Origin of the sequence: Pseudomonas sp. GM48 (genome assembly GCF_000282335.1) — a bacterium.
Classification (GTDB): Bacteria; Pseudomonadota; Gammaproteobacteria; order Pseudomonadales; family Pseudomonadaceae; genus Aquipseudomonas.
Map to the genome: position 1 here is coordinate 1 of NZ_AKJM01000013.1, position 22579 is coordinate 22579.

Consider the following 22579-nt stretch of genomic DNA (forward strand, 5'->3'; position numbering starts at 1 on the left):
CCCACCGTCCCCGCCGGCAGCGCCCGACTGCGGGTCACGCTAAGTGCTGCCCACAGCGAGGCCCAGGTACAGCTATTGTTAGATGGACTGGCCGATTGTTTTCAACAACTGGGACCGGAGCCGAAGCATGCGTGATCGACTGATTCTGCTGCCCGGCTGGGGCCTTGGTGTTTCACCGCTGGAGCCTTTGGCGGCGGCCTTGCGCGGCCTGGATGAACGTCTGCACGTCGAGATCGAGCCGTTGCCGGAGCTGGAGTCGAGCGATCCTGAAGAATGGCTCGAAGAGCTTGATTCGACACTGCCGCAAGACGCCTGGCTTGGCGGTTGGTCATTGGGCGGCATGCTCGCCTGCGAACTGGCGGCCCGGCGTGGCGATCGTTGCTGCGGTCTGTTCACCCTGGCCAGCAACGCGTCTTTTGTCGCGCATGAACATTGGTCAAGCGCCATGCCAGTGGAAACCTTCGATGCGTTTCTGGCGGGATGCGAAGCTGACCCGCGCGCGACGTTGAAACGCTTTTCGCTGCTCTGCGCCCAAGGTGCCGAAGACCCGCGCGGGTTGTCGCGGTTGTTGCTCGGTGGCGCGCCGAATACCACCGCGCCGGTGCTGCTGAGTGGTCTGCAAGTGCTCGCGCAACTGGATACACGGCAGGCACTGCAATCGTTCCGCGGTCCGCAACTGCATTTGTTCGCCGGCCTTGACGGGCTGGTGCCGGCAGAAGCGGCGGGCGAGTTGTTGGCATTGCTGCCGGATGTCGAAATCGGTCTGATTGAACAGGCCAGCCACGCGTTTCTTCTGGAAGATCCCCACGGTGTGGCGGGGGCGATCCAGGCCTTTTTGCATGAGTCCGGCGATGACTGATCTATCTTTTCCCAACCTGCCCGGCGCCTTGCCCGACAAGCGCCAGGTAGCTGCATCATTCTCCCGCGCAGCGGAAAGCTACGACAGCGTGGCCGAGTTGCAACGTGATGTGGGCAGCCAATTACTCAGGCGCTTGCCGCAGGATTTGGTACCGCAGCGTTGGCTGGATCTGGGCTGCGGCACCGGGCATTTCAGTCGTGCCTTGGGTGAGCAGTTTCCGGGCAGTCACGGTGTGGCGCTGGATATCGCCGAGGGCATGCTCAACCACGCCCGGCCATTGGGCGGTGCCACGCATTTCGTGGCTGGCGATGCCGAGTGTTTGCCACTGCAGGATTCGACCTGCGACCTGATCTTCTCCAGCCTGGCGGTGCAGTGGTGTGCAAACTTTGACTCGGTGCTCAGTGAAGCCTTTCGAGTGTTGAAACCGGGCGGTATTTTCGCGTTTGCTAGTCTTTGTGCAGGGACGTTGTTTGAATTGCGCGACAGCTGGCGACAGGTCGATGGCATGGTGCACGTCAACCGCTTCCGGGAGTTTGGTGTTTATCAGCAGTTGTGTGCGGCCAGCGGCTTGAGGATGGTCAGTCTACAAAACCTTCCACACGTGCTGCATTACCCGGATGTGCGCAGCCTGACCCATGAACTCAAGGCGTTGGGTGCGCACAATCTCAATCCCGGGCGCCCGGGTGGCTTGACCGGCCGGGCACGGATTCTGGGGCTGATCGAGGCTTATGAGCAGTTTCGTCAGGCCCAGGGACTGCCGGCGACTTATCAAGTGGTGTACGCCGTTTTGGAGAAGCCCTTATGAGCGCAGCCTATTTCATCGCCGGCACGGATACCGATGTCGGTAAAACCACAGTCGCCGCGGGGCTGTTGCATGCGGCACGTTCGGCGGGTTTGAGCACGGCGGCGGGCAAGCCGGTCGCTTCCGGTTGCGATGTGACGCCCAAGGGCCTGCGCAACGCCGATGCGCTGGCGTTGCTGGCGGAGTGTTCGCTGCCGCTGACGTATGCTCAGGTCAACCCGGTGGCCTTCGAACCGGCCATTGCTCCGCATCTGGCGGCGCGAGAGGCTGGTGTGGCGCTGACGGTGCAGTCGTTGCTGGCGCCGATGCGGCAGATTCTGGGCATGCAGGCGGACTTCACCCTGATCGAAGGCGCCGGCGGCTGGCGTGTACCGCTGGCGGATCAGGACAATCTCTCGGACCTCGCCATCGCGTTGCAGTTACCGGTGATCCTGGTGGTCGGCGTGCGGCTGGGGTGTATCAGCCATGCCTTGTTGACCGCTGAAGCAATTGCCCGGGATGGTTTGCAACTGGCGGGATGGGTGGCCAACATCATCGACCCGAAAACATCGCGGCTGGAAGAAAACCTGGCCACCCTTGCCGAGCGCCTCCCGGCGCCGTGCCTGGGGCGTGTGCCTAAGCTCAAGGCCGTTACGGCCGAAGCAGTGGCAGAGCACTTGCAACTGGACCTGTTGGACTGACGTTTTCGCAATGCGGGCTTTGCCTATGATAAGGCACTGTGCCATTAGTGTTTTTGTCGAGTGTTTTGCCGGCCACTCTGCTTCAATGGCCGCTGTTGATCCATTGAAAGGACGGGTTCTCCCTTGGAAATCTCAGGAAACAGCGCTTTTTATGCCGGTCTGAGCACTCTTCAGGCAGGGCAGAACCGCGTCGATCTAGCCGCCGGGCAGATCGCCAACACGACGATCGAACGTTCGGTCACCAGCCAGTCCTCCGAGGTGCAAGTCGATCGTCTGCGGTCGGTTGATCGCAGCCAGCAATCGGACCTGGCCAGCAATGTGGTCGAAATGGCCCAAGGCAAGATTCAGGCGGAGCTGGGCGTGAAAGTTGCCAAGGCAGCCGATGAAGTGCTCGGAACATTGATCGATACCTACGCTTGATTCCTCGCTGATACCGCACCCCCAACGCCGCGCCTGTTCGCGGCGTTTTTCTGCGTAAGTCTTTCTTGCTCAACTAATCTTTTCTGTGCGGCGGGCTGCCTTGAAAGCGCAGCTGCGTTGTCGTGTGCCTGTGTGTCCGATCCTGCGATGACGAACGGCAAAAGATCGACGCTTGACAAGATTTCGGCGTAAACGTATGTTTCAAACAACTGTTTGATCGCAACAACAAATCAACGCGGTCGTTCATTCCCGGTTACATCAGCAGAGGTTTATCGCTATGCCTGACTACAAGGCCCCCTTGCGTGATATTCGCTTCGTTCGTGACGAACTGCTCGGCTACGAAGCGCACTATCAGAGCCTTCCGGCGTGTGCCGACGCAACTCCGGACATGGTTGACGCCATTCTTGAGGAAGGCGCCAAGTTTTGTGAGCAGGTGCTGGCTCCGCTGAACCGCGTGGGCGACATCGAGGGTTGCACCTGGAGCGAGTCCGGCGTCAAGACCCCGACTGGCTTCAAAGAGGCCTACAAGCAATTCGTCGAAGGCGGCTGGCCAAGCCTGGCCCACGACGTAGAGCACGGCGGCCAGGGCCTGCCGGAGTCTTTGGGGCTGGCGATCAGTGAAATGGTCGGTGAATCCAACTGGTCGTGGGGCATGTACCCAGGCCTGTCGCACGGTGCGATGAACACCATCTCCGAGCACGGTACCCCTGAGCAGCAAGAGGCTTACCTGACCAAGCTGGTTTCCGGCGAATGGACCGGCACCATGTGCCTGACCGAACCGCACTGCGGCACCGACCTGGGCATGCTGCGCACCAAGGCCGAGCCTCAGGCCGACGGTTCCTACAAAGTTTCCGGCACCAAGATCTTCATCTCGGCCGGTGAACACGACATGGCCGACAACATCGTCCACATCGTACTGGCCCGCCTGCCGGATGCACCGGCTGGCACCAAAGGCATCTCCCTGTTCATCGTGCCGAAGTTCCTGCCGAACGCCGATGGCTCGGTTGGCGCACGTAACGCCGTGTCCTGTGGTTCCCTGGAACACAAGATGGGCATCCACGGCAACGCCACCTGCGTGATGAACTTCGACGGCGCTACCGGTTTCCTGATCGGCCCGGCGAACAAAGGCCTGAACTGCATGTTCACCTTCATGAACACCGCACGTCTGGGTACCGCTCTGCAAGGCTTGGCCCACGCCGAAGTCGGTTTCCAGGGCGGCCTGAAATACGCTCGCGATCGTTTGCAAATGCGCTCGCTGACTGGCCCGAAAGCACCAGACAAAGCCGCTGACCCGATCATCGTCCACCCTGACGTACGCCGCATGCTGTTGACCATGAAGGCATTCGCCGAAGGCAACCGTGCGATGGTTTACTTCACCGCCAAGCAAGTCGACATCGTCAAGTACGGTGTGGACGAAGAAGAGAAGAAGAAAGCCGACGCATTGCTGGCTTTCATGACGCCAATCGCCAAGGCGTTCATGACCGAAGTCGGTTTTGAAGCGGCCAATCACGGCGTGCAGATCTACGGTGGTCACGGCTTCATCGCCGAGTGGGGCATGGAGCAGAACGTTCGCGACAGCCGCATTTCGATGCTGTACGAAGGCACCACCGGTATCCAGGCACTCGACCTGCTGGGTCGTAAAGTGCTGATGACCCAGGGCGAGGCTCTGAAAGGCTTCACCAAGATCGTCCACAAATTCTGCCAGACCAACGAAGGCAACGAAGCGGTTCAAGAGTTCGTCGCTCCGCTGGCTGCACTGAACAAGGAATGGGGCGAACTGACCATGAAGGTCGGTATGGCCGCCATGAAAGATCGCGAGGAAGTCGGCGCGGCCTCCGTGGACTACCTGATGTACTCCGGTTACGCCTGCCTGGCCTACTTCTGGGCTGACATGGCGCGTCTGGCTGCCGAGAAACTGGCTGCCGGCACTTCCGAAGAGGCCTTCTACACCGCCAAGCTGCAGACTGCGCGCTTCTACTTCCAGCGCATCCTGCCGCGTACCCGCACTCACGTTGCAACCATGCTGTCGGGCGCCAACAACCTGATGGACATGAAAGAAGAGAACTTCGACCTGGGCTACTAAGTCTTAACGCGGTCCTTCAAAAAACCGCCGCTTCCTCCGGGAGCGGCGGTTTTTTTTGCGCTGTGCTCAGGCCTTGATCACCATGGCGTTGGGTCCAGGGGGCCGACGCCTGTTGGAGTGCCCACGCCTTCTCCGTTACGTATGAACGGCAGGTGCCAGAAGTCGTTAGGCACCACCGGATCGCCAGGCTTGACGCCTTCCGGAAAGATGAACTCGAACACTGGCGCCACATACTGTCCGGCAATCAGGCCATTGGCGACGGTCAGCCTGCCTGCATTCTGGATGCAACCGTCCACGCCGGCCTGGGACAAGCTTTGCTGTGGAACGCAAAGTGACCGTGCAACGACGCGCAAGGTACGTGTCGGTTGGCTAAGTAGCCCGGTGGGCGCTTTGGTCGCGCGTAGTCTGGCGCGTTGTGGCTGAGGACCAGTGTTTTGTGTGGTGATACCACCCGAGGCTCCCAGGCAACTGGCCGCAAGGCCCAGTGCAGGGTTGCACTCACCTGTCATCTCATAGGGGGTAATCCAGCGATTGGTTTGCACGCCCGTCGATGGATTGACATCAATCAGATAGATGTCGACCGGGGTCTTGATGTCGGTGGTCGAAGCTTCAAGGAAAATCCGGTCCTGCGTCTCCTGGGCTACTCCGTTGATGGCCGTTGCTGCCGGGTCGGCCGTACCGATGCCAAATTCCCCGATAGCCAGGTAGCTGGGCTGCGAACCAGGCTGAGTGTAGATCCCGACATTCGCCTCGATCGTGTGTGCAGAGATGAAGTCCGGGGCCCCGGTTGTTGCGGACTTGAACAGGGTGCCGGACCAACTGATGAAGTCCCCGACTTCGAAGGGTGCCTGTTGTGTCGGGTCGGGGTCCGTCGCCGTGCGTGTAGCATCGCTGAATCTCTTCATGACGTACTGGCTGCAATAGACCTGCCCCACCGCTGGGCCCGAGAGCTCCCCACTGGCCGGAGGCGTGACGCCAGCCTGGCTGAAGTTGCGGCAGTTGTTGGTTGTGGTCGGGGTGACCACTTTTGGCCGGTTTTTCTGCGGGCAGAGTGCGTCGTCTCCGGAGATCGTGCGTGGCACGCACATCGGGTAGCCGGTGGCGGCATGGATGGTCGGGTTGGCATCATCGACGGAGAAGCGTGGATCGGGGCTTTGGGCGCGGCCAAAACGGCCATTCGGATCGTTGATCTGAATGATCGTGGGTTGCGTCGGGTTCCCGCTGTCAACTTCGAGGTTGCCGTTGGTGTAGTCGATCCGGGTGATGACACCGCTGCCCGCGTTGACTGATTGCTGGGAGACAAAGATCAGCCCGGCGATTTGCTTGTCGGAGACGGTATTGCCTACCACATGGATCTCGAACGAGGGATAGGCCGCCGGTGATTTTCCGAGCGCCAGGGTTCCACCCCTGACGAAGTCGGCCCAGGTCAGGGTGTTGGCCGGCATCTGCATGACGGTGTTGCAAGGGACAACAATCGTGACGCCGTTCAACTGGACGGTCCCCCCAAAGCGGCCCGGGTCGCTGGTATTGGGGCAACTCGCATTGGTGGTGTCCAGGGTCATGTTTTGGATAAAGCCCGTAACGTCAAACCCATGAATCGCAGTCGGGTTTGTAAAAATCGGATCGGGCAGTGTGGGTGTTGTGAACGGCGAGGGCAAACCCGGAGGCTTGGCAGTCCCGCCACCACCTCCGCCTCCACCGCCACCGCCAACTCCGTTTTTGGCAAATGCATCTCCACCACCACCAAAGGCCAGTGCGATAGCCACGGCACTGGCAAGTAGAGCATGGCGACTGAAGATGCCGTTGAATCGTTTGTGAGGCAGCAGCGGTATGGCGAGCGTTTTTTCGTACAAAGATAAGCTCATGGCTCACTCCAGAATTTTGCAGGACCAATTGCCGGCCGATCGAGATCGCGGATCTGCTGATGCGCTGAATCCTGCGCAAGAAAAACGCAAAGCCGTGATTGTCGAATTGGGGCTCGATCCAGCGGGATAAGTGCCTGTGTACGGTCGACGCTTGCCGTTCGGATGCTTTCACCTGCGTTGCGTTGGCCGGTTAGGGACGCAAACGCGAGAGACATTTCCTTGAGCCTGAGAGGCACTTAGCAGTAGTCGTGCCTGATTGGCGCAATTGTTTGTCAGCCAGCAAAAATGCGGGCTGCGCTGATGTTGGTGATATATATGAAATTATAGTTATGTGATTAACGCCAAAGTAGGTGGGGATATATGCCCAGATTTGGAGTGCTGTGAAAAGTTTTAGTGGGTGTGTTTCCGTTAGTGGTAGTTGAGAAGTGTTGTCTATTAAATACTACTAAGGTCGTAGGTGTGCAAGAGGGGTATTGAAGAGGGTGGTGGGGAAGTGATCTTGTATTGGAGATATAAATAAAAAAAGCCAATAGCTAGCGCAGTGCAACTTGCGCGCGAATGGGTTTTATATGTCCGGTGGCGTTATATCCTTTAAGATCTGGCGTTTAGATGTCGTTGGTGATCGCTTGGTTCTGGCTGTTTGGGGAATGACACCCAATGATGGGTGAAGTTTAACCAGAACTGAGGAATAGTGCGCAGTTACTGTTATTAGTAGGAATTCTTGATTTGGCTTAAATTAGAAAAATGTTGAAAATTTCATGTTGTAATATTTTGTTGCGGCTAGAGTTGCATCAAGCGCTACCCAGTAGCGCGAAATATCATTTTTAAAAAAGGCCTGGGCCACGAGAGTGCTTTGCCAGTCAGGTCTCGCGTTGCCCATGCAACTTCAAGTTGATGTGGCTACTCGAGCGAGCAGCAAAATTCATGGCGATGAACTCAACTCGCAACAGGGCAACCGCGGAGCCTGACTACTCCGTACTGAATCGGGAACATCGTCATGTTGAAGTATTTGAGCACCTTCCGAACTACCTGTTTACCCCGCGCGATGGTGATGACACTGTTCGCCATTGGTCTGCCCGTCATGAATGTCCAGGCCGCAGACCCGATCGTTCCAGCCGTGCCGGACGTGCCGAGCCTGCAGTCACTGCGCGGCCTGATGCCACCGGACCCTTCGGGGACCGAAGGCGGGCGCAAAGTCGACCTGATGACCGACTACGTACTCAATCGCTCGGCGGCAGTGCTCCTGGGCAAGGCACTGTTCTGGGACATGGAGGTCGGCAGTGACGGTTCCACCGCTTGCGCGTCCTGCCACTTCCACGCGGGTGCCGATCACCGCACCACCAACCAGATCAACCCCGGGCAGGCGAACACCAACGCGAACGTCTCGTCGATCTTCAACAAGCCGTTCACCGCCTCCGACATCCCGGGTGACGTACCGACCTACACCACCAGGTCCGGTGGCAAGGGCGGTCCGAACTACCTGTTGAAGAAAAGCGACTTCCCGACCCATGTGCTGGCCGATCCGCTGGATCGCAACTCGGCGATTCTCTATTCAAGCGACGATGTGATCGGCTCCCAAGGCGTGTTCGACGCCAACTTCGTCAAGCCCCATCAGTCGCGTTTCGACAAATGCATTCAGCAACCGGACGGCATCTTCCAGGTAGGCGGCATCAATGTTCGCCGCAGCACCGGCCGCAACGCACCGACGGTGATCAACGCCGCGTTCAACGTGCGTAACTTCTGGGATGGCCGGGCCAATAACGTCTTCAATGGCTTCTCTCCATTCGGCAATCGCGACCCGGATGCCGGGATTTTCGTGACCAGCGATCGCAGTGGCGTGGCGACCAAAGTCAGGCTGGCACTCAACGATGCTTCTGCCGCCTCGCAAGCGGTAGGGCCGCCCGGCAGCCCGGTGGAAATGTCCTGCGGCGGACGTACCTTCGCCGACATTGGCCGGCGCATGCTCGACACTTTGATGCTCAAGCAACAACGGATCTCGTTCACCGATTCGGTACTGGGGCCGGTATCCGGCGGTCATCGGCCGACATACCGTGAACTGATCAAGAACGCGTTCCAGCCGCGTCTGTGGAATGCCACGCAGGAGGTCTCGCTGGGCGGCGCGCCATACACCCAGATGGAAGCAAACTTCCCGTTGTTCTTCGGGCTGGCGATTCAGATGTACGAGTCCACGCTGATCTCGGACCAGGCGCCGCTGGATGCCTATTTACAGGGCGATCATACGGCCATGAACGACCAGCAGGTCCAGGGCATGAACCTGTTCCTGGGCAAGGGCAAGTGCATCAGTTGCCACGGCGGCGCGGAGTTGACCAACGCCGGCAGCCGGTTGCTGTTCCATCCTCGTGAGCGCATCGAACGGATGGTCATGGCTGACAACCTGACCACGCTGTATGACAACGGCTTCTACAACACCGGGGTGCGTCCGACCTCGGAAGACCTGGCACTCGGTGGCTCGGATGCCTGGGGTAATCCGTTGTCTTTCACCCGTCAGTACAACACCGTACTGAAGGGCGGCGCGATCCCTGACCCGCTGGATGTCGATGTGTGCACCTTCGAAGCGCGTTTGAGCCCGGCTATCCCTTGTGATGCGACGCTCAAGCCCAATGTCGATTTCCGCGATGCGGTCGATGGCGCCTTCAAGACACCGACCTTGCGCAACATCGCGTTGACCGGGCCGTACTTCCATAACGGCAGTCGCGCAACGCTGCAACAGGTCATGGAGTTCTACAACCGCGGTGGCGACCGGCGTGGCGAAGATGCGAGCAACACCAGCGGATTCGAACACCCGGCAGTCAATCAGCACAACGGCTCCAATCTTGATCCCGACATGACCCGACTGAACCTGACCCCGGATGAAGTGAATGCACTGGTCAAGTTCATGGAAGTCGGGCTGACCGACCCTCGGGTCGCGTGGGAACGGGCGCCGTTTGACCATCCGTCACTGGTGCTGCCACAGGGCGAAAAGGGTGATGAAAACTCTGTCGGGCAAAAACCGGCCAGTCCGAAGATTACTTCCCGGCAGGCGCAGGACGCCGAAATCCAGCTCAAAGCGGTCGGTGCCGAAGGTCGCACAGCGCTGGAAGGACCGCTGCAACCGTTCAACAACGACCTGTAAACGTATTTGCCCTTGCGTCACTGGCGGCTGATGGACGCCAGTGACGACCTTTTACAAATACCTCAGTATTTCACTCAGCAAATCGGGATTACTGCCGTTAAAGAGGTGGGCACAATGCCATCTTTTGATCTGACGGGTCGGAGCTTTACCCTTGTTGCGTTCTTCCGCTGTGCGTTTCAGTCATTTCCTGCCGTCATTGCTGCTGTTACTGGCGGGGCTTGCGGCTGCGTACATCAAGGATCTGAACGTCTTCTTCACGTCGCTGTTCAACGTGCTGCCCACCCTGGTGTTGTTGCTCGGTGGTGCCTATTGCGCGGTGTACCGACGCCAGCGTGAACTGTTTCTGATGGTCACGGTGTATATCGCCTACTTCCTGCTCGACACCCAGACCGACTATTACCGCGACAACGGCAAGGTGCGTGACGATGCCGCCGTGGTCTTTCATCTGTGTTGCCTGCTGCTGCCGCTGCTGTTTGGAGTGTTTGCGGCGTGGCAGGAACGCACCCATTTGTTCCAGGACATGGTGGCGCGTTTCGCAGTATTGCTTGCGGTCGGCAGCGTGGCACTGGGGCTTGAGCAAAGTTATCCACACGCGCTGCTCATCTGGCTGTCGGAGATTCGCTGGCCTGCCTTGCATGGCGCCTGGATGAGTCTGATCCAGTTGTCCTATCCGGTGTTCATTGCTGCGTTTCTGCTGCTGGCCTGGCAATACTGGCGTAACCCGCGACCGTTGCATGCCGCGCAATTGGTGGGGCTGCTCGGCCTTTTCTGGATGTTGCCGAAAACCTTCATCCTGCCCTTCACCCTCAACATCATGTGCAGTCAGGTGATGCTGATGATCGCCGCGGCCGTCGCCCACGAGGCTTATCAAATGGCTTTCCGCGACGAACTGACCGGGCTGCCGGGCCGTCGTGCGCTGAATGAACGCATGCAACGGCTGGGGCGCAACTACGTGTTGGCCATGAGCGACGTCGACCACTTCAAGAAATTCAACGACACCCACGGTCACGACGTCGGCGACCAGGTGCTGCGGCTGGTGGCCAGCAAATTGTCGAAAATCGGCGGTGGCGGTAAGGCGTATCGCTATGGCGGCGAGGAATTTGCCCTGGTGTTTGCAGGCAAGACCCTCGAAGAGTGCATGCCGCACCTGGAAGTCATCCGCGAGTCCATCGCCACTTACAACATTCAGCTGCGTAATCAGGAAAACCGCCCGCAGGACGACAATCAGGGGCGCCAGCGGCGTGCCGGTTCCGGTGCGTCGAGTGTATCGGTGACGGTCAGTATCGGCGTTGCCGAACGGATCGATCAGCGCGCCCCCGAAGAGGTGCTCAAGTCCGCAGACCAGGCGCTTTATAGCGCCAAGGGCGCCGGGCGCAACTGTGTGATCGCATTCGGACAGAACCGCCGTGGTGCCGTGCGCATGGACGCCGCTACGGTTGAGTGATGATGGCGCATTCAGCGAGCGCAAAGTGATTGTGAGGTAGGGTCGACGGCAGTAGGTTGGAGAAATCTGCCGACGGAGAATGACCATGCCCGAGTACAAAGCTCCCTTGCGCGACATGCGTTTTCTGATCGATCACGTCTTCGACTTTCACAGTAGCTACGCCGCGCTGGGGGCCACCGATGCCAGCCCGGACATGGTCAATGCGATCCTCGAAGAAGGCGCGAAATTCTGCGAAAACGTGCTGTCGCCGCTCAACCGCAGCGGCGATGAAGAAGGCTGCCATTTCGACAATGGCGTGGTCACCACGCCGGCGGGCTTCAAGCAGGCATTCGCACAATATGTCGAGGGCGGCTGGCATGGCCTGGCGGCGGATCCGGTTTACGGCGGTCAAGGGCTGCCGAGCTCTCTGGGCCTGGTCATCGGCGAGATGGTGGGCTCCAGCAATACCTCGTGGGGCATGTACCCCGGCCTGACCCACGGCGCGATGTCGGCGATCCACGCCCATGGCACCGAGGAGCAAAAGCAGACCTATTTGAAGAAGCTCACTGCTGGTCAATGGACCGGCACCATGTGCCTGACCGAAGCCCATTGCGGCACCGACCTGGGCATCATCAAGACCCGCGCCGTGCCTGCGGCCGATGGCAGCTATGCGATCTCCGGCAGCAAGATCTTCATCTCGGCCGGCGAGCACGACATGAGCGCCAACATCATTCATCTGGTGCTGGCGAAATTGCCGGACGCACCGGCCGGGACCAAGGGCATTTCGCTGTTCATCGTGCCCAAGTTCCTGCCCGACGCGACGGGCGAAGCGGGTGAGCGCAATGGCGTGTCCTGCGGCTCGATCGAGCACAAGATGGGCATCAAGGCCTCGGCCACCTGCGTGCTTAACTTCGACGCGGCCAAGGGCTTCTTGATCGGTGAGCCGAACAAGGGCCTGAACTGCATGTTCACCATGATGAACCACGCGCGGCTGGGCACCGGCATGCAAGGGCTGTGTCTGGGCGAAGCGAGCTTCCAGGGCGCGATCAAATACGCCAACGACCGTTTGCAGATGCGCGCGCTGACCGGCCCGAAAGCGCCGGAGAAAGCCGCCGACCCGATCATCGTGCACCCCGATGTGCGGCGGATGTTGCTGACCATGAAAGCCTTCAACGAGGGCAACCGCGCGCTGACCTACTTCACCGCGCAGTTACTGGACGTGGCGCACCTGAGTCCGGATGAAACGGCGCGTCAGGAGGCCGAAGACTTGCTGGCGTTCCTCACGCCGATTTGCAAAGCCTTCATGACCGACACCGGCCTGGAGGTGACCAACCATGGCATGCAGGTGTTTGGCGGCCACGGGTTCATTCGCGAATGGGGTATGGAGCAACTGGTACGCGACTGCCGGATTGCGCCGATCTACGAAGGCACCAACGGCATTCAGGCGCTGGACTTGCTCGGGCGCAAGGTACTCGGCAGTCAGGGCAAGCTGCTGCGCGGCTTCACCAAAATCGTCCACAAGTTCTGCGTGGCAAACGCCGAGCATCCACAATTGGCTGGGTATGTGGCGCAGCTCAATCAACTGAATCAGCAGTGGGGTGAGCTGACCACCAAGGTCGGCATGGCGGCGATGAAAAACCCGGACGAAGTCGGTGCCGCGTCGGTGGATTACCTGATGTACAGCGGTTACATCATCCTCGGCTACCTGTGGCTGCGCATGGCGCTCGTGGCTCAGGCGCAGCTTGATGCCGGCTGTGGCGATGGCGACTTCTGTCGGGGCAAACTGGCGACCAACGAGTTTTACTTCAAGCGCCTGTTGCCACGCACTGCCGCTCATCGGGCGGCCATCGAAGCGGGGAGCGATTGTCTGATGCAACTGCCGGCGGAGCTGTTCGCGCTTTAGTCATGTAAATCCGCTACAAAGAAGCTCGCCCTGTGCGGGCTTTTTTGTTGGTGACTAAAAATTACAAAACGGTCATGAGCTGACCCTATGTGTCACAAAAGTTGTTGGGGTACACTCCGACCCAACGAAAACACTCTTCCTGTGAATCACCTGTATAGATCTTGCGAGGTTTGCCATGGCTGACTACAAAGCGCCCCTGCGCGATATGCGCTTCGTCCTCAATGAAGTTTTCGAGGTCGCCAAACTCTGGGCCGAACTGCCTGCACTGGCTGAAACCGTCGATGCAGAAACGGTCGAAGCCATCCTGGAAGAAGCCGGCAAAGTCACCAGCAAAAGCATCGCACCACTGAGCCGTGCCGCGGACGAAGAAGGTTGCCATTGGGCGGACGGTGCCGTCACCACGCCGGCAGGTTTCCCACAGGCCTATCAGACCTACGCTGAAGGCGGTTGGGTCGGTGTCGGGGGTGATCCTGCCTACGGCGGCATGGGCATGCCCAAAGCCGTTTCGGCCCAGGTCGAAGAAATGGTCAACTCCGCCAGCCTGTCGTTCGGTCTGTACCCGATGCTGACCGCCGGCGCTTGCCTGTCGATCAACGCCCACGCCAGCGAAGAGCTGAAAGCGGCGTACCTGCCGAACATGTACGCTGGCATCTGGGCCGGTTCCATGTGCCTGACCGAGCCACACGCCGGTACGGATCTGGGGATCATTCGCACCAAGGCCGAGCCTCAGGCCGACGGCTCCTACAAGGTCAGCGGCACCAAGATCTTCATCACCGGTGGCGAACACGACCTCACCGAAAACATCATCCACCTGGTGCTGGCCAAGCTGCCGGATGCACCGGCGGGGCCGAAAGGCATTTCGCTGTTCCTGGTACCCAAGTTCATGGTCAATGCCGATGGCAGCCTGGGCGCGCGCAACCCGGCCAACTGTGGTTCGATCGAACACAAAATGGGCATCCAGGCGTCCGCGACCTGCGTGATGAACTTCGATGAAGCCGTGGGTTACCTGGTCGGCGAGCCGAACAAAGGCCTGGCGGCCATGTTCACCATGATGAACTACGAGCGACTGGGCGTCGGTATTCAGGGCCTGGCCACTGGCGAGCGCTCGTACCAGAACGCCGTGGAATATGCCCGTGACCGTCTGCAAAGCCGTTCGCCGACTGGCGCGCAGAACAAGGACAAAGTGGCTGACCCAATCATCGTCCACCCGGACGTGCGTCGCATGTTGCTGACCATGAAAGCCTCGAACGAAGGGGGCCGTGCGTTTTCCACCTACGTGGCCATGCAACTGGACACCGCCAAGTTCAGCGAAGATGCCGCCACCCGCAAGCGTGCGGAAGATCTGGTGGCGTTGCTGACCCCGGTGGCCAAGGCGTTTCTGACCGACCTGGGCCTGGAAACCACCGTTCACGGCCAGCAGGTCTTCGGCGGCCACGGTTACATCCGTGAGTGGGGCCAGGAGCAACTGGTGCGCGACGTGCGCATCACCCAGATCTACGAAGGCACCAACGGCATTCAGGCGCTGGACCTGGTCGGGCGCAAGATCGTGGGTAGCGGCGGGGCGTTCTACAATCTCTTCGCTGACGAGATTCGTCACTTCACGGCCACAGCCAGTGCGGACCTCGCAGAGTTCACCAAGCCACTGAACGACGCAGTGACCACCCTCGATGAACTGACCGCGTGGTTGCTTGACCGAGCGAAGACCAATCCGAACGAAATCGGCGCGGCGTCGGTCGAGTATCTGCAGGTGTTCGGTTACACGGCTTACGCCTACATGTGGGCTCTGATGGCCAAGGCAGCTTTGGGCAAGGAAGCGCAAGACGATTTCTACGCCAGCAAACTGGGTACGGCACGGTTCTATTTTGCCCGCCTGCTGCCGCGCATTCACTCGTTGAGCGCGTCGGTGAAGGCCGGTAGCGAATCGTTGTTCCTGCTGGACGCAGGACAATTCTGAGGAAGTAGTGTCTTGTAAGCATTCTCTTACATAACGTGCTGCTGTTCTCCCATAGATGCAAATTGGATCCACAGCTAATCTACTTCACATGGACGTAGCGCAGGAAGCGCAAAGCAACAACAGGGACACGTAGGATTCTGCCAGGATGGCGGAGTGAAATGGATGTCAGGGAAACAGTCTGCAAAAACCCCGCTTCGGCGGGGTTTTCTTTTGCCCGAAGAAAAGTTTTCAGCTCGGTCCATCCAGAGCCTGTGCGCTGTTCAAACGTTCATCCGGGCCATTCATCACTTCTTCCAGCAAGGTCCGCAGCAATGCCAGCGAAGCCTGCTGCCGTTGCACATCCCGACACACCAAACCGACTTTCAGCGGCACTCGTGGTTCGCTCAGGGGCTTCCATAGCAACTCGTGGTTGCCGTGGGTCTTTTGCGAGCGTCCGGGCAGCACCGTCGCCAGGCGCGTGTGCGGCAGGCTGTCGAGAATCCCGGCCATGTTGTTCAGTTCGGCTTGCACCTGCGGGCGTCGTCCGAGGTTTGCCAGTTGTGCCTGCCAGATCTGCCTTATTTGAAATTCCTCGCCCAACAGCAACATCGGCAACTCGGCAGCCTGACTCATGGACACTTTCTTGAATTCACGCAGCGGATGCTCCGCCGGGATGACCAGGGTCAGTTCATCTTCGTACAGCATCACGCCATGCAAGCCAGGCTGACGAGGTGGCAGGTAGCTGATGCCAATATCCAGAGAGCCATTGAGCAGTCGTCGCTCGATTTCCAGCCCGGTCAGTTCATAGATTTGCACCACCAGATGCGGCTGCGCCTTGCGCACCCGCTCGAGCATTTGCGGAACGAGGCTGGTATGCACGGTCTGCAACACACCAATGGCCAAGGTGCGCAGCGCCTGACCCTTGAAGTTGCCGAGCGCTTCCCGTGCCCGTTGCAGACCATCGAGCAAAGGCTGGGCGTGGTTGTACAGCGTGTGGGCCGCGAGGGTCGGCAACAGGCGTTTGCTACTGCGTTCGAACAGGCTCACATCGAGGTTTTGCTCGAGGTGGCGGATTTGCTGGGACAGCGCCGGCTGGGAGATGGACAGGCGCTCGGCGGCCCGGCCCACGTGGCCTTCTTCATAGACCGCGACGAAATAACGCAGTTGCTTGAAATCCATAAGTACTACTTATCGAAAATGCTGGGAAATCGAAATGGCTGAATGCCTCGTCTGAACCTAGTCTAACCGCATTCACAGGGCTTACAGGGCCATAGAGCGCGATGAATACCCTTTGCTTCGATGGTGTTTACATAGGTAAGGCAAAAAACCTCAAAAGAGGTTTTTTCAGTTGAATCTGTTCAGTCTGCGTCGCAGTCCTCCCAGCCTTGATGATCTGGTCATGGACGCCTCCCTGCCAACCCAAGGCAGTAACCTTTCCAGCGAGTACTTGATGCCCAGTGTCGAGCGGCCGAAACAGGTGTTTGTGCGTGGTCAGGGGTCATGGTTGTGGGACAGCGATGACCGTGCCTATCTGGATTTTTCCCAGGGAGGCGGGGCCAACAGCCTTGGTCACAGTCCTTCGGTACTGGTCAACGCAATCACCGCCCAGGCGCAATCGCTGATCAATCCGGGATTCGGCCTGTATAACCGCGGCATGCTCAGCCTCGCCGAGCAACTGTGTGCCAGTACTGGCAGTGATCAGGCTTACCTGCTCAATACCGGCAGCGAAGCCTGTGAGGCGGCGATCAAACTGGCGCGCAAATGGGGTCAGCAGCATCGCGGTGGTGCATCGCGCATCATTGTCGCCAACAACGGTTGCCATGGCCGTAGCCTGGGGACGATTTCGGCGTCGGACAGTTCAGCATTGATCAACCGGTTCGAGCCGCAATTGCCGGGCTTCAGTCGTGTTCCATTCAATGATCTGCCAGCGTTGCATGCGGCCGTGGATGAGCGGACCGTAGCGATCATGCTCGAACCGATCCAGAGCGAAGCCGGCGTGATCCCGGCCACCGCGCATTACCTCAAAGGCGTCGAACGCTTGTGCCGTGAACTCGGCATTTTGCTGATCTTCGACGAAGTGCAAACCGGCATCGGCCGTTGTGGCACCTTGCTCGCGGAGCAGTCCTACGGCGTAACGGCGGATATCGTCGTGCTCGGCAAAGGGCTGGGCGGTGGTGTGCCATTGGCCGCGTTGCTGGCGCGGGGCAAGGCTTGCTGTTTCGACACGGGCGAGATAACCGGCACTCATCACGGCAATGCGCTGATAACCGCTGCGGGACTTTCAGTGCTCGATACGGTGCAGGACAAGGGCTTCCTCAAACACGTCGCAGAAACCGGTCAGCACCTGCGTGAAGGTTTGGGGCGTTTGGCCCATCGTTACGGTCATGGCGAGTTGCGCGGACAAGGGCTGCTCTGGGGACTGACGCTGTCGGACGATTCTGCCGGCGCGGTAGTCAAGGCTGCGCTGTACGAAGGCCTGCTGCTCAATGCCCCGCAACCCGACTGCCTGCGTTTTACCCCTGCGCTTAATGTCAGCAACGCCAACATCGATGAAATGCTCCTGCGCCTGGCGCGCGCCTTCTCCCGAGTACGCACCGCGCAATTGCAGTGCCGCAAAGGGATCGCCGTCTGATCAGACGCGGCCTACACGTATTTCCGAACCGTCTCGCGGTAAAACGCACGCCCCACGCCCGACACTTTTGGCGTGGGGCGTTTTTTTGTGGCCGGGTTTTGCCAAAGGCAATTTCGGCTTGAGCGGTCACCGCTTCAATGGTTTTTTAGTGGGCGTCGGCAGGGAGTGCCGGCGCCCGTGAAACGGCATTGCTGTCGTGGCTAAACGAATTGGAAGTTCAGCGCTTGCTGGACACTAAAGAGTTTGTGGAGATACCAAATGAGTAAGAAATTCAGAAGTGAAGTGTTTGAGTCGATCCACGAGTCTGCCAGTGCCTTGTACGCCATCGGTGCAATCAGCAAGGCGACCATGCGTGAGTTCGATGAGTCTTGTCTTGCAACGGTGCCGGTTGCGATTGAAGTTGCTGAGCATCGTGCAGAAACACGGTCTGGAAATACTGGCCTGAGAAATCGGGCTGAACCCTGACAAACGGCACGGGTCGATTAGCTGTAGGGCTCGAACGAGTCCACCCCAATCAGGAGCTGCCCCATGGATTTTATTCGCATCATCATCGCCATCCTGTTGCCGCCACTGGGGGTGTTTCTGCAAGTAGGATTCGGCGGAGCGTTCTGGCTGAATATTCTGCTGACGTTGTGCGGTTACATTCCGGGGATCGTGCATGCGGTGTACATCATCGCCAAGCGCTGAATTTCGCGGCGGTAGGTCGGCCGCCTTCGCGAGCAAGCCCGCTCCCACATTCGACCGAGTTCTCCCAAAGGAACGCGATTAATTGTGGGAGCGGGCTTGCTCGCGAAGGGGACACCACCGTTTCTGCATTGAGCGCAGGCTTCAGTCCACTGAATCCATCACCCGCCGATAAAACAACCACTCCTGCTCCAGCGCATGGGCCTGATTACCGGCCTTGCGGAAACCGTGGCGTTCATCGGCGTAGTAATGCGCTTCCACCAGAATGTTGTTGTCCTGCAGCGCCGTGACCATATCGCGGGTCTGCTGCGGGACGACCACGGCATCCAGTTCTCCTTGAAAGAAGATCATCGGCACGCGGATGTTGTGTGCATGCAGCAGCGGTGTGCGAGCGGCGTAGCGTTCGGCATCCAGCAGCGGATCGCCGATCAACCAATCCAGATAGTCGCTTTCGAATTTGTGGGTCGCGCGCCCCAGCGCCACCGGGTCGCTGACCCCATACAGGCTGGCGCCGGCGCGGAACACGTTATGAAAGGCCAAGGCGCAAAGGGTGGTGTAGCCGCCGGCGCTGCCGCCGCGGATGAAAGCCTTGTCGCCGTCGATCAAGCCGCGCTGGTTGAGGTAACTGACCACGGCGCAGGCGTCTTGCACATCAACATCGCCCCAACTCAGGTGCAGCGCCTGGCGATAGGCCCGGCCATAACCGCTGCTGCCGCGATAGTTGAGGTCGGCCACGGCGAAGCCCCGCTGAGCCCAGAACTGGATGCGTGGATCGAGCATCGGGTAGCACGCCGACGTCGGGCCGCCATGGATGAACACCACCAATGGCGGTTTCTCCTCGCCGGTCATCGCCGGGTAGAAGAAGCCGTGTGCTTCGCCTGAACCACTCGGGTAGCGCAAGGTTTGCGGGCGGCTGATTTGTTCGGGAGGAAGGGGGGCAATGCCGCCAGCCAGTACTTTCACGTGTCGGCTCTGGCGGTCGATGGCGATGACTGCGGTTGAACTGACCGGCGACGCCGCGATGCAATAGATGAACTGCTCATCCACGGCAAGATGGCGGAAACGGCTGTAGTCGCCGGTAAAGTCTGCGCTGGAATCGCCGCAGACGCCCAACCGGCCAAACCCTTCTTCGGTCCAACTGGCCAGATAACTGTTGTCGCCCAGCGGCAACCAGGTGCTGCCGCCGAGTTGCCAGGGCGCGGGGCCATGGTCGGCGGCAGCACTTGGCAATGGCTCCAGGCCTTTTTCAGATTCCATCCAGGGCTGCCAGTACCCCGCGCGATCCGTCAGGCAATACAAGCGACCGCCGGCATCAAACCGCGGTTGTTGTACAGACTCTTGAGCGCCGTCGCCCGCCACACAACGAGCCTTGGCAAAATCGCCATTGGCCTGGCGTTCGGCAACCATCAAACGAGTCGCTGTCCATGGCTGATCCGGGTGATCCCATTCGATCCAGGCCAGACGCCGGGCATCAGGACTCAGCGTCGGCGCGGCGTAAAAATCTGCACCTTCGGCCAGCAGGTGACGTGTGCCATCCAACAGATCGATTGCCACCAGTCGGTGTTGATCGCGATGCTCCTCGACTGCCAGCACTTGCCCATTGGCAAACTGTAAATCGCCATAACGGCACACACCAAACGTCAGCCTTTCGGGCGATTCGTCTTGCAGTGCTTGCCTATATAGCTGCTGATCCGCCTCGTTGACGAAAACGATACCGTTGTCAGTCAGACAAAACGCTCCGCCGCCATATTCGTACACCCGGCTGCGCACGCTGAACTCTGGTGGCGTCAGACATTTCGCTGCACCGTGGTGCCAATGCCAGATCCGGCACGCCGCGTCTTCGGGGCGGTACTCGTTCCAGAACAGGCCCTGTTGACCGACCTGCAATTCGGCAAAGTCGATACCGGCGGCTACGGCTTTGGCAGCGCTGAAAGGTTCAGCTTTTGGCGATGAGGCGTGAATTTCGTTCATTGCGAAAGGCCAGTTGGTCGATGGTCTGGGTTGCGTGTTCGGCTTCTTCGCGAGCCTTGAGGATCACGCCGTGTTGTGGCGACTTGCTGCACACCGGGTCGGCGTTGCTGGCATCACCGGTGAGCATGAACGCCTGGCAGCGGCAGCCGCCGAAGTCTTTTTCTTTCTCGTCGCAGGAGCGGCACGGTTCGGGCATCCAGTCGTAACCACGAAAGCGATTGAAGCCAAACGAGTCGTACCAGATGTGCTGCATGCTGTGCTCGCGCACGTTGGGAAACTGCACCGGCATCTGTCGGGCACCGTGACAGGGCAGGGCGGTTCCGTCTGGCGTGACCGTCAGAAAAATACTGCCCCAGCCGTTCATGCAGGCTTTCGGGCGTTCTTCGTAGTAGTCCGGGGTGACGAAAATCAGCTTGCACGGATGCCCTTCGGCTTCCAGTTTGGCGCGGTATTCATTGGTGATGCGTTCGGCGCGCACCAATTGTTCTTTGGTCGGCAATAACCCAACGCGATTGAGCTGAGCCCAACCGTAGAACTGGCAAGTGGCGAGCTCGACGAAGTCCGCTTCCAGTGCGATGCACAGCTCGATGATGCGGTCGATCTGGTCGATGTTGTGCCGATGGGTCACGAAGTTCAGCACCATCGGATAACCGTGGGCCTTCACCGCCCGGGCCATTTCCAGTTTCTGCGCAAAGGCCTTTTTCGAACTGGCCAGCAGGTTGTTCACCTGCTCGTCGCTGGCCTGGAAACTGATCTGGATATGATCGAGGCCGGCCTTCTTGAAGTCGCTGATTTTCTGCTCGGTCAGGCCGATACCGGAGGTGATCAGGTTGGTGTAGAAGCCGAGTTTTCGGGCTTCGGCAATCAACTCGGCGAGGTCCTGACGCACCAGCGGTTCACCACCGGAAAAGCCCAGTTGCGCCGCACCCATTTCCCGCGCTTCGCGGAACACCTTGATCCACTGCTCGGTGCTCAGCTCTTTGCCTTGCTCGGCGAAATCCAGCGGATTGGAGCAGTACGGGCATTGCAGCGGGCAGCGATAGGTCAGCTCGGCGAGCAGCCACAGCGGCAGGCCGACTTCAGGTTTGGGCGGCACTTGCACTGATGAATCAGGCAAGTTCGATCCAGTGCTGCGCACGGGCAACCTCCATGAATTGCTCGATGTCGTCACCGAGCTCGGGCACGCCGGGGAACTGTTGGTCGAGCTGGGCGATGATCGCCGCAACATCTCGCTGGCCGTCGATCAGACCGCCGATCAATGCGGCACTTTCGTTGAGTTTGATCATGCCTTCCGGGTACAGCAGCACGTGGCCTTTCTGCGCCGGTTCGTACTGGAAGCGGTAGCCGGGACGCCAGGTCGGGGTCTTGCTGCGATCGAAACTCATAAGGTGATTCCTTTGTGCCAGACCCGCTCCCCGGTCACGCTGTGATACGGCGGGCGATTCAGTTCGTAGGCCATGCTCATGGCATCGAGCATGCTCCAAAGAATGTCCAGTTTGAACTGGAGAATTTCCAGCATGCGCTCCTGGCCTTCCCGGGTCTTGTAGTGCTCAAGCGTGATCGCCAGACCATGCTCGACATCACGCCGTGCCTGGCCCAGGCGCGTGCGGAAATACTCGTATCCGGCCGGGTCGATCCACGGGTAATGCCGGGGCCAACTGTCCAGGCGCGATTGGTGGATTTGCGGGGCGAACAGCTCGGTCAGGGAGCTGCTGGCGGCCTCCTGCCAACTGGCGCGGCGGGCGAAGTTGACGTAGGCATCCACGGCGAAGCGCACGCCGGGCAGCACCAGTTCCTGGGAGCGCAGCTGATTCGGATCGAGGCCTACGGCCTGCCCCAGACGCAGCCAGGCTTCGATGCCGCCGTCTTCACCGGGCGCGCCGTCGTGGTCCAGCAGGCGTTGAATCCACTCGCGGCGGATCTCGCGGTCAGGGCAGTTGGCGAGGATCGCGGCGTCCTTCAGCGGGATGTTCACCTGGTAGTAAAAGCGGTTGGCGACCCAGCCCTGAATCTGTTCGCGGGTGGCCCGGCCTTCGTACATCGCCACGTGGTAGGGGTGGTGGATGTGGTAGTAGGCGCCCTTGGCGCGCAGGGCCGCTTCGAATTCGGCGGGGGACATCGGGGTGTCGGTCATTGCGGTTCTCCGGTGCACAACCGTTGAAATCTTTGGTGTCTGGTCGGACGCCTTCGC

General features: G+C 59.5%; 17 protein-coding genes and 2 pseudogenes. 13 read left to right on the plus strand and 6 right to left on the minus strand.

Going from position 1 to position 22579, the window contains the following annotated elements; translation table 11 throughout:
- The 6 genes and pseudogenes from PMI28_RS30455 to PMI28_RS26160 all read left to right on the plus strand — a co-directional run.
- Nucleotides 1-135: pseudogene (locus PMI28_RS30455) on the plus strand (8-amino-7-oxononanoate synthase); the annotation flags it as partial.
- Entirely contained in the window at nt 128-859 is a 732-nt protein-coding gene (locus tag PMI28_RS26180; protein WP_007982061.1) for an alpha/beta fold hydrolase, read from the plus strand. The pseudogene PMI28_RS30455 and the gene PMI28_RS26180, both read left to right, overlap by 8 nt.
- Complete coding sequence (gene bioC, locus PMI28_RS26175; RefSeq protein WP_007982062.1) at nt 852-1664, plus strand: malonyl-ACP O-methyltransferase BioC; 813 nt, start codon at nt 852-854, stop codon at nt 1662-1664. Before PMI28_RS26180 ends, bioC begins: the two co-directional genes overlap by 8 nt.
- Nucleotides 1661-2341: a dethiobiotin synthase gene (gene bioD, locus PMI28_RS26170; protein WP_007982063.1), complete on the plus strand. Its 681-nt coding sequence runs from the start codon at nt 1661-1663 to the stop codon at nt 2339-2341. The genes bioC and bioD overlap by 4 nt, the downstream gene beginning before the upstream one ends.
- A gap of 123 nt (nt 2342-2464) precedes the next feature.
- Nucleotides 2465-2761, plus strand: a complete 297-nt coding sequence (locus tag PMI28_RS26165; protein WP_007982064.1) for a hypothetical protein — start codon at nt 2465-2467, stop codon at nt 2759-2761.
- 277 nt (nt 2762-3038) lie between these two features.
- Nucleotides 3039-4844, plus strand: a complete 1806-nt coding sequence (locus PMI28_RS26160; RefSeq protein WP_007982065.1) for a phenylacyl-CoA dehydrogenase — start codon at nt 3039-3041, stop codon at nt 4842-4844.
- A gap of 77 nt (nt 4845-4921) precedes the next feature.
- On the opposite strand, the gene PMI28_RS26155 is transcribed toward PMI28_RS26160, so the two are convergent.
- Nucleotides 4922-6709: a hypothetical protein gene (locus PMI28_RS26155; RefSeq protein ID WP_007982066.1), complete on the minus strand. Its 1788-nt coding sequence runs from the start codon at nt 6707-6709 to the stop codon at nt 4922-4924.
- 997 nt (nt 6710-7706) lie between these two features.
- Between PMI28_RS26155 and PMI28_RS26150 the strand changes: the two genes are divergently transcribed.
- From PMI28_RS26150 to PMI28_RS26135, 4 genes are all read left to right on the plus strand, one after another.
- Nucleotides 7707-9842 carry a cytochrome-c peroxidase gene (locus PMI28_RS26150; RefSeq protein WP_007982067.1) on the plus strand — a complete coding sequence of 712 codons (2136 nt, stop codon included), beginning with the start codon at nt 7707-7709 and terminating at the stop codon, nt 9840-9842.
- A 151-nt stretch (nt 9843-9993) separates the two neighbouring features.
- On the plus strand, nt 9994-11286 hold the full coding sequence (locus tag PMI28_RS26145; RefSeq protein ID WP_007982068.1) for a GGDEF domain-containing protein: 1293 nt from the start codon (nt 9994-9996) through the stop codon (nt 11284-11286).
- An 85-nt stretch (nt 11287-11371) separates the two neighbouring features.
- A complete protein-coding gene (locus tag PMI28_RS26140) occupies nt 11372-13168 on the plus strand; it encodes an acyl-CoA dehydrogenase C-terminal domain-containing protein (protein WP_007982069.1) in 1797 nt (598 codons plus the stop codon).
- A 175-nt stretch (nt 13169-13343) separates the two neighbouring features.
- Complete coding sequence (locus tag PMI28_RS26135) at nt 13344-15122, plus strand: acyl-CoA dehydrogenase C-terminal domain-containing protein (RefSeq protein ID WP_007982070.1); 1779 nt, start codon at nt 13344-13346, stop codon at nt 15120-15122.
- 228 nt (nt 15123-15350) lie between these two features.
- On the opposite strand, the gene PMI28_RS26130 is transcribed toward PMI28_RS26135, so the two are convergent.
- The gene (locus PMI28_RS26130) at nt 15351-16280 is read right to left on the minus strand and encodes a LysR family transcriptional regulator (protein WP_007982071.1); all 930 of its coding nucleotides are present in this window, start codon (nt 16278-16280) and stop codon (nt 15351-15353) included.
- A 169-nt stretch (nt 16281-16449) separates the two neighbouring features.
- On the opposite strand from PMI28_RS26130, the gene PMI28_RS26125 reads away from it, so the two are divergent.
- The 3 genes and pseudogenes from PMI28_RS26125 (at nt 16450) to PMI28_RS29260 (ending at nt 18420) form a co-directional block, all read left to right on the plus strand.
- Complete coding sequence (locus PMI28_RS26125) at nt 16450-17733, plus strand: aspartate aminotransferase family protein (protein WP_007982072.1); 1284 nt, start codon at nt 16450-16452, stop codon at nt 17731-17733.
- A 258-nt stretch (nt 17734-17991) separates the two neighbouring features.
- Nucleotides 17992-18168, plus strand: a pseudogene (locus PMI28_RS29255) (DNA-binding protein); the annotation flags it as partial.
- Between the two features lie 93 nt (nt 18169-18261).
- Entirely contained in the window at nt 18262-18420 is a 159-nt protein-coding gene (locus PMI28_RS29260) for a YqaE/Pmp3 family membrane protein (protein ID WP_003228885.1), read from the plus strand.
- Nucleotides 18421-18561: 141 nt separating this feature from the next.
- On the opposite strand, the gene PMI28_RS26115 is transcribed toward PMI28_RS29260, so the two are convergent.
- Genes PMI28_RS26115 through pqqC form a run of 4 tightly spaced genes read right to left on the minus strand, consistent with a single transcriptional unit; the run spans nt 18562 to nt 22522 of the window.
- Nucleotides 18562-20388: a S9 family peptidase gene (locus PMI28_RS26115; RefSeq protein ID WP_007982074.1), complete on the minus strand. Its 1827-nt coding sequence runs from the start codon at nt 20386-20388 to the stop codon at nt 18562-18564.
- The gene (pqqE, locus tag PMI28_RS26110) at nt 20354-21526 is read right to left on the minus strand and encodes a pyrroloquinoline quinone biosynthesis protein PqqE (RefSeq protein WP_007982075.1); all 1173 of its coding nucleotides are present in this window, start codon (nt 21524-21526) and stop codon (nt 20354-20356) included. Before pqqE ends, PMI28_RS26115 begins: the two co-directional genes overlap by 35 nt.
- Nucleotides 21498-21773, minus strand: coding sequence for a pyrroloquinoline quinone biosynthesis peptide chaperone PqqD (gene pqqD / locus PMI28_RS26105; RefSeq protein ID WP_007982076.1), 276 nt, complete (start codon nt 21771-21773; stop codon nt 21498-21500). Before pqqD ends, pqqE begins: the two co-directional genes overlap by 29 nt.
- The gene (gene pqqC / locus PMI28_RS26100) at nt 21770-22522 is read right to left on the minus strand and encodes a pyrroloquinoline-quinone synthase PqqC (protein WP_007982078.1); all 753 of its coding nucleotides are present in this window, start codon (nt 22520-22522) and stop codon (nt 21770-21772) included. The genes pqqD and pqqC overlap by 4 nt, the downstream gene beginning before the upstream one ends.
- Between the last annotated feature and the right edge of the window lie 57 nt (nt 22523-22579).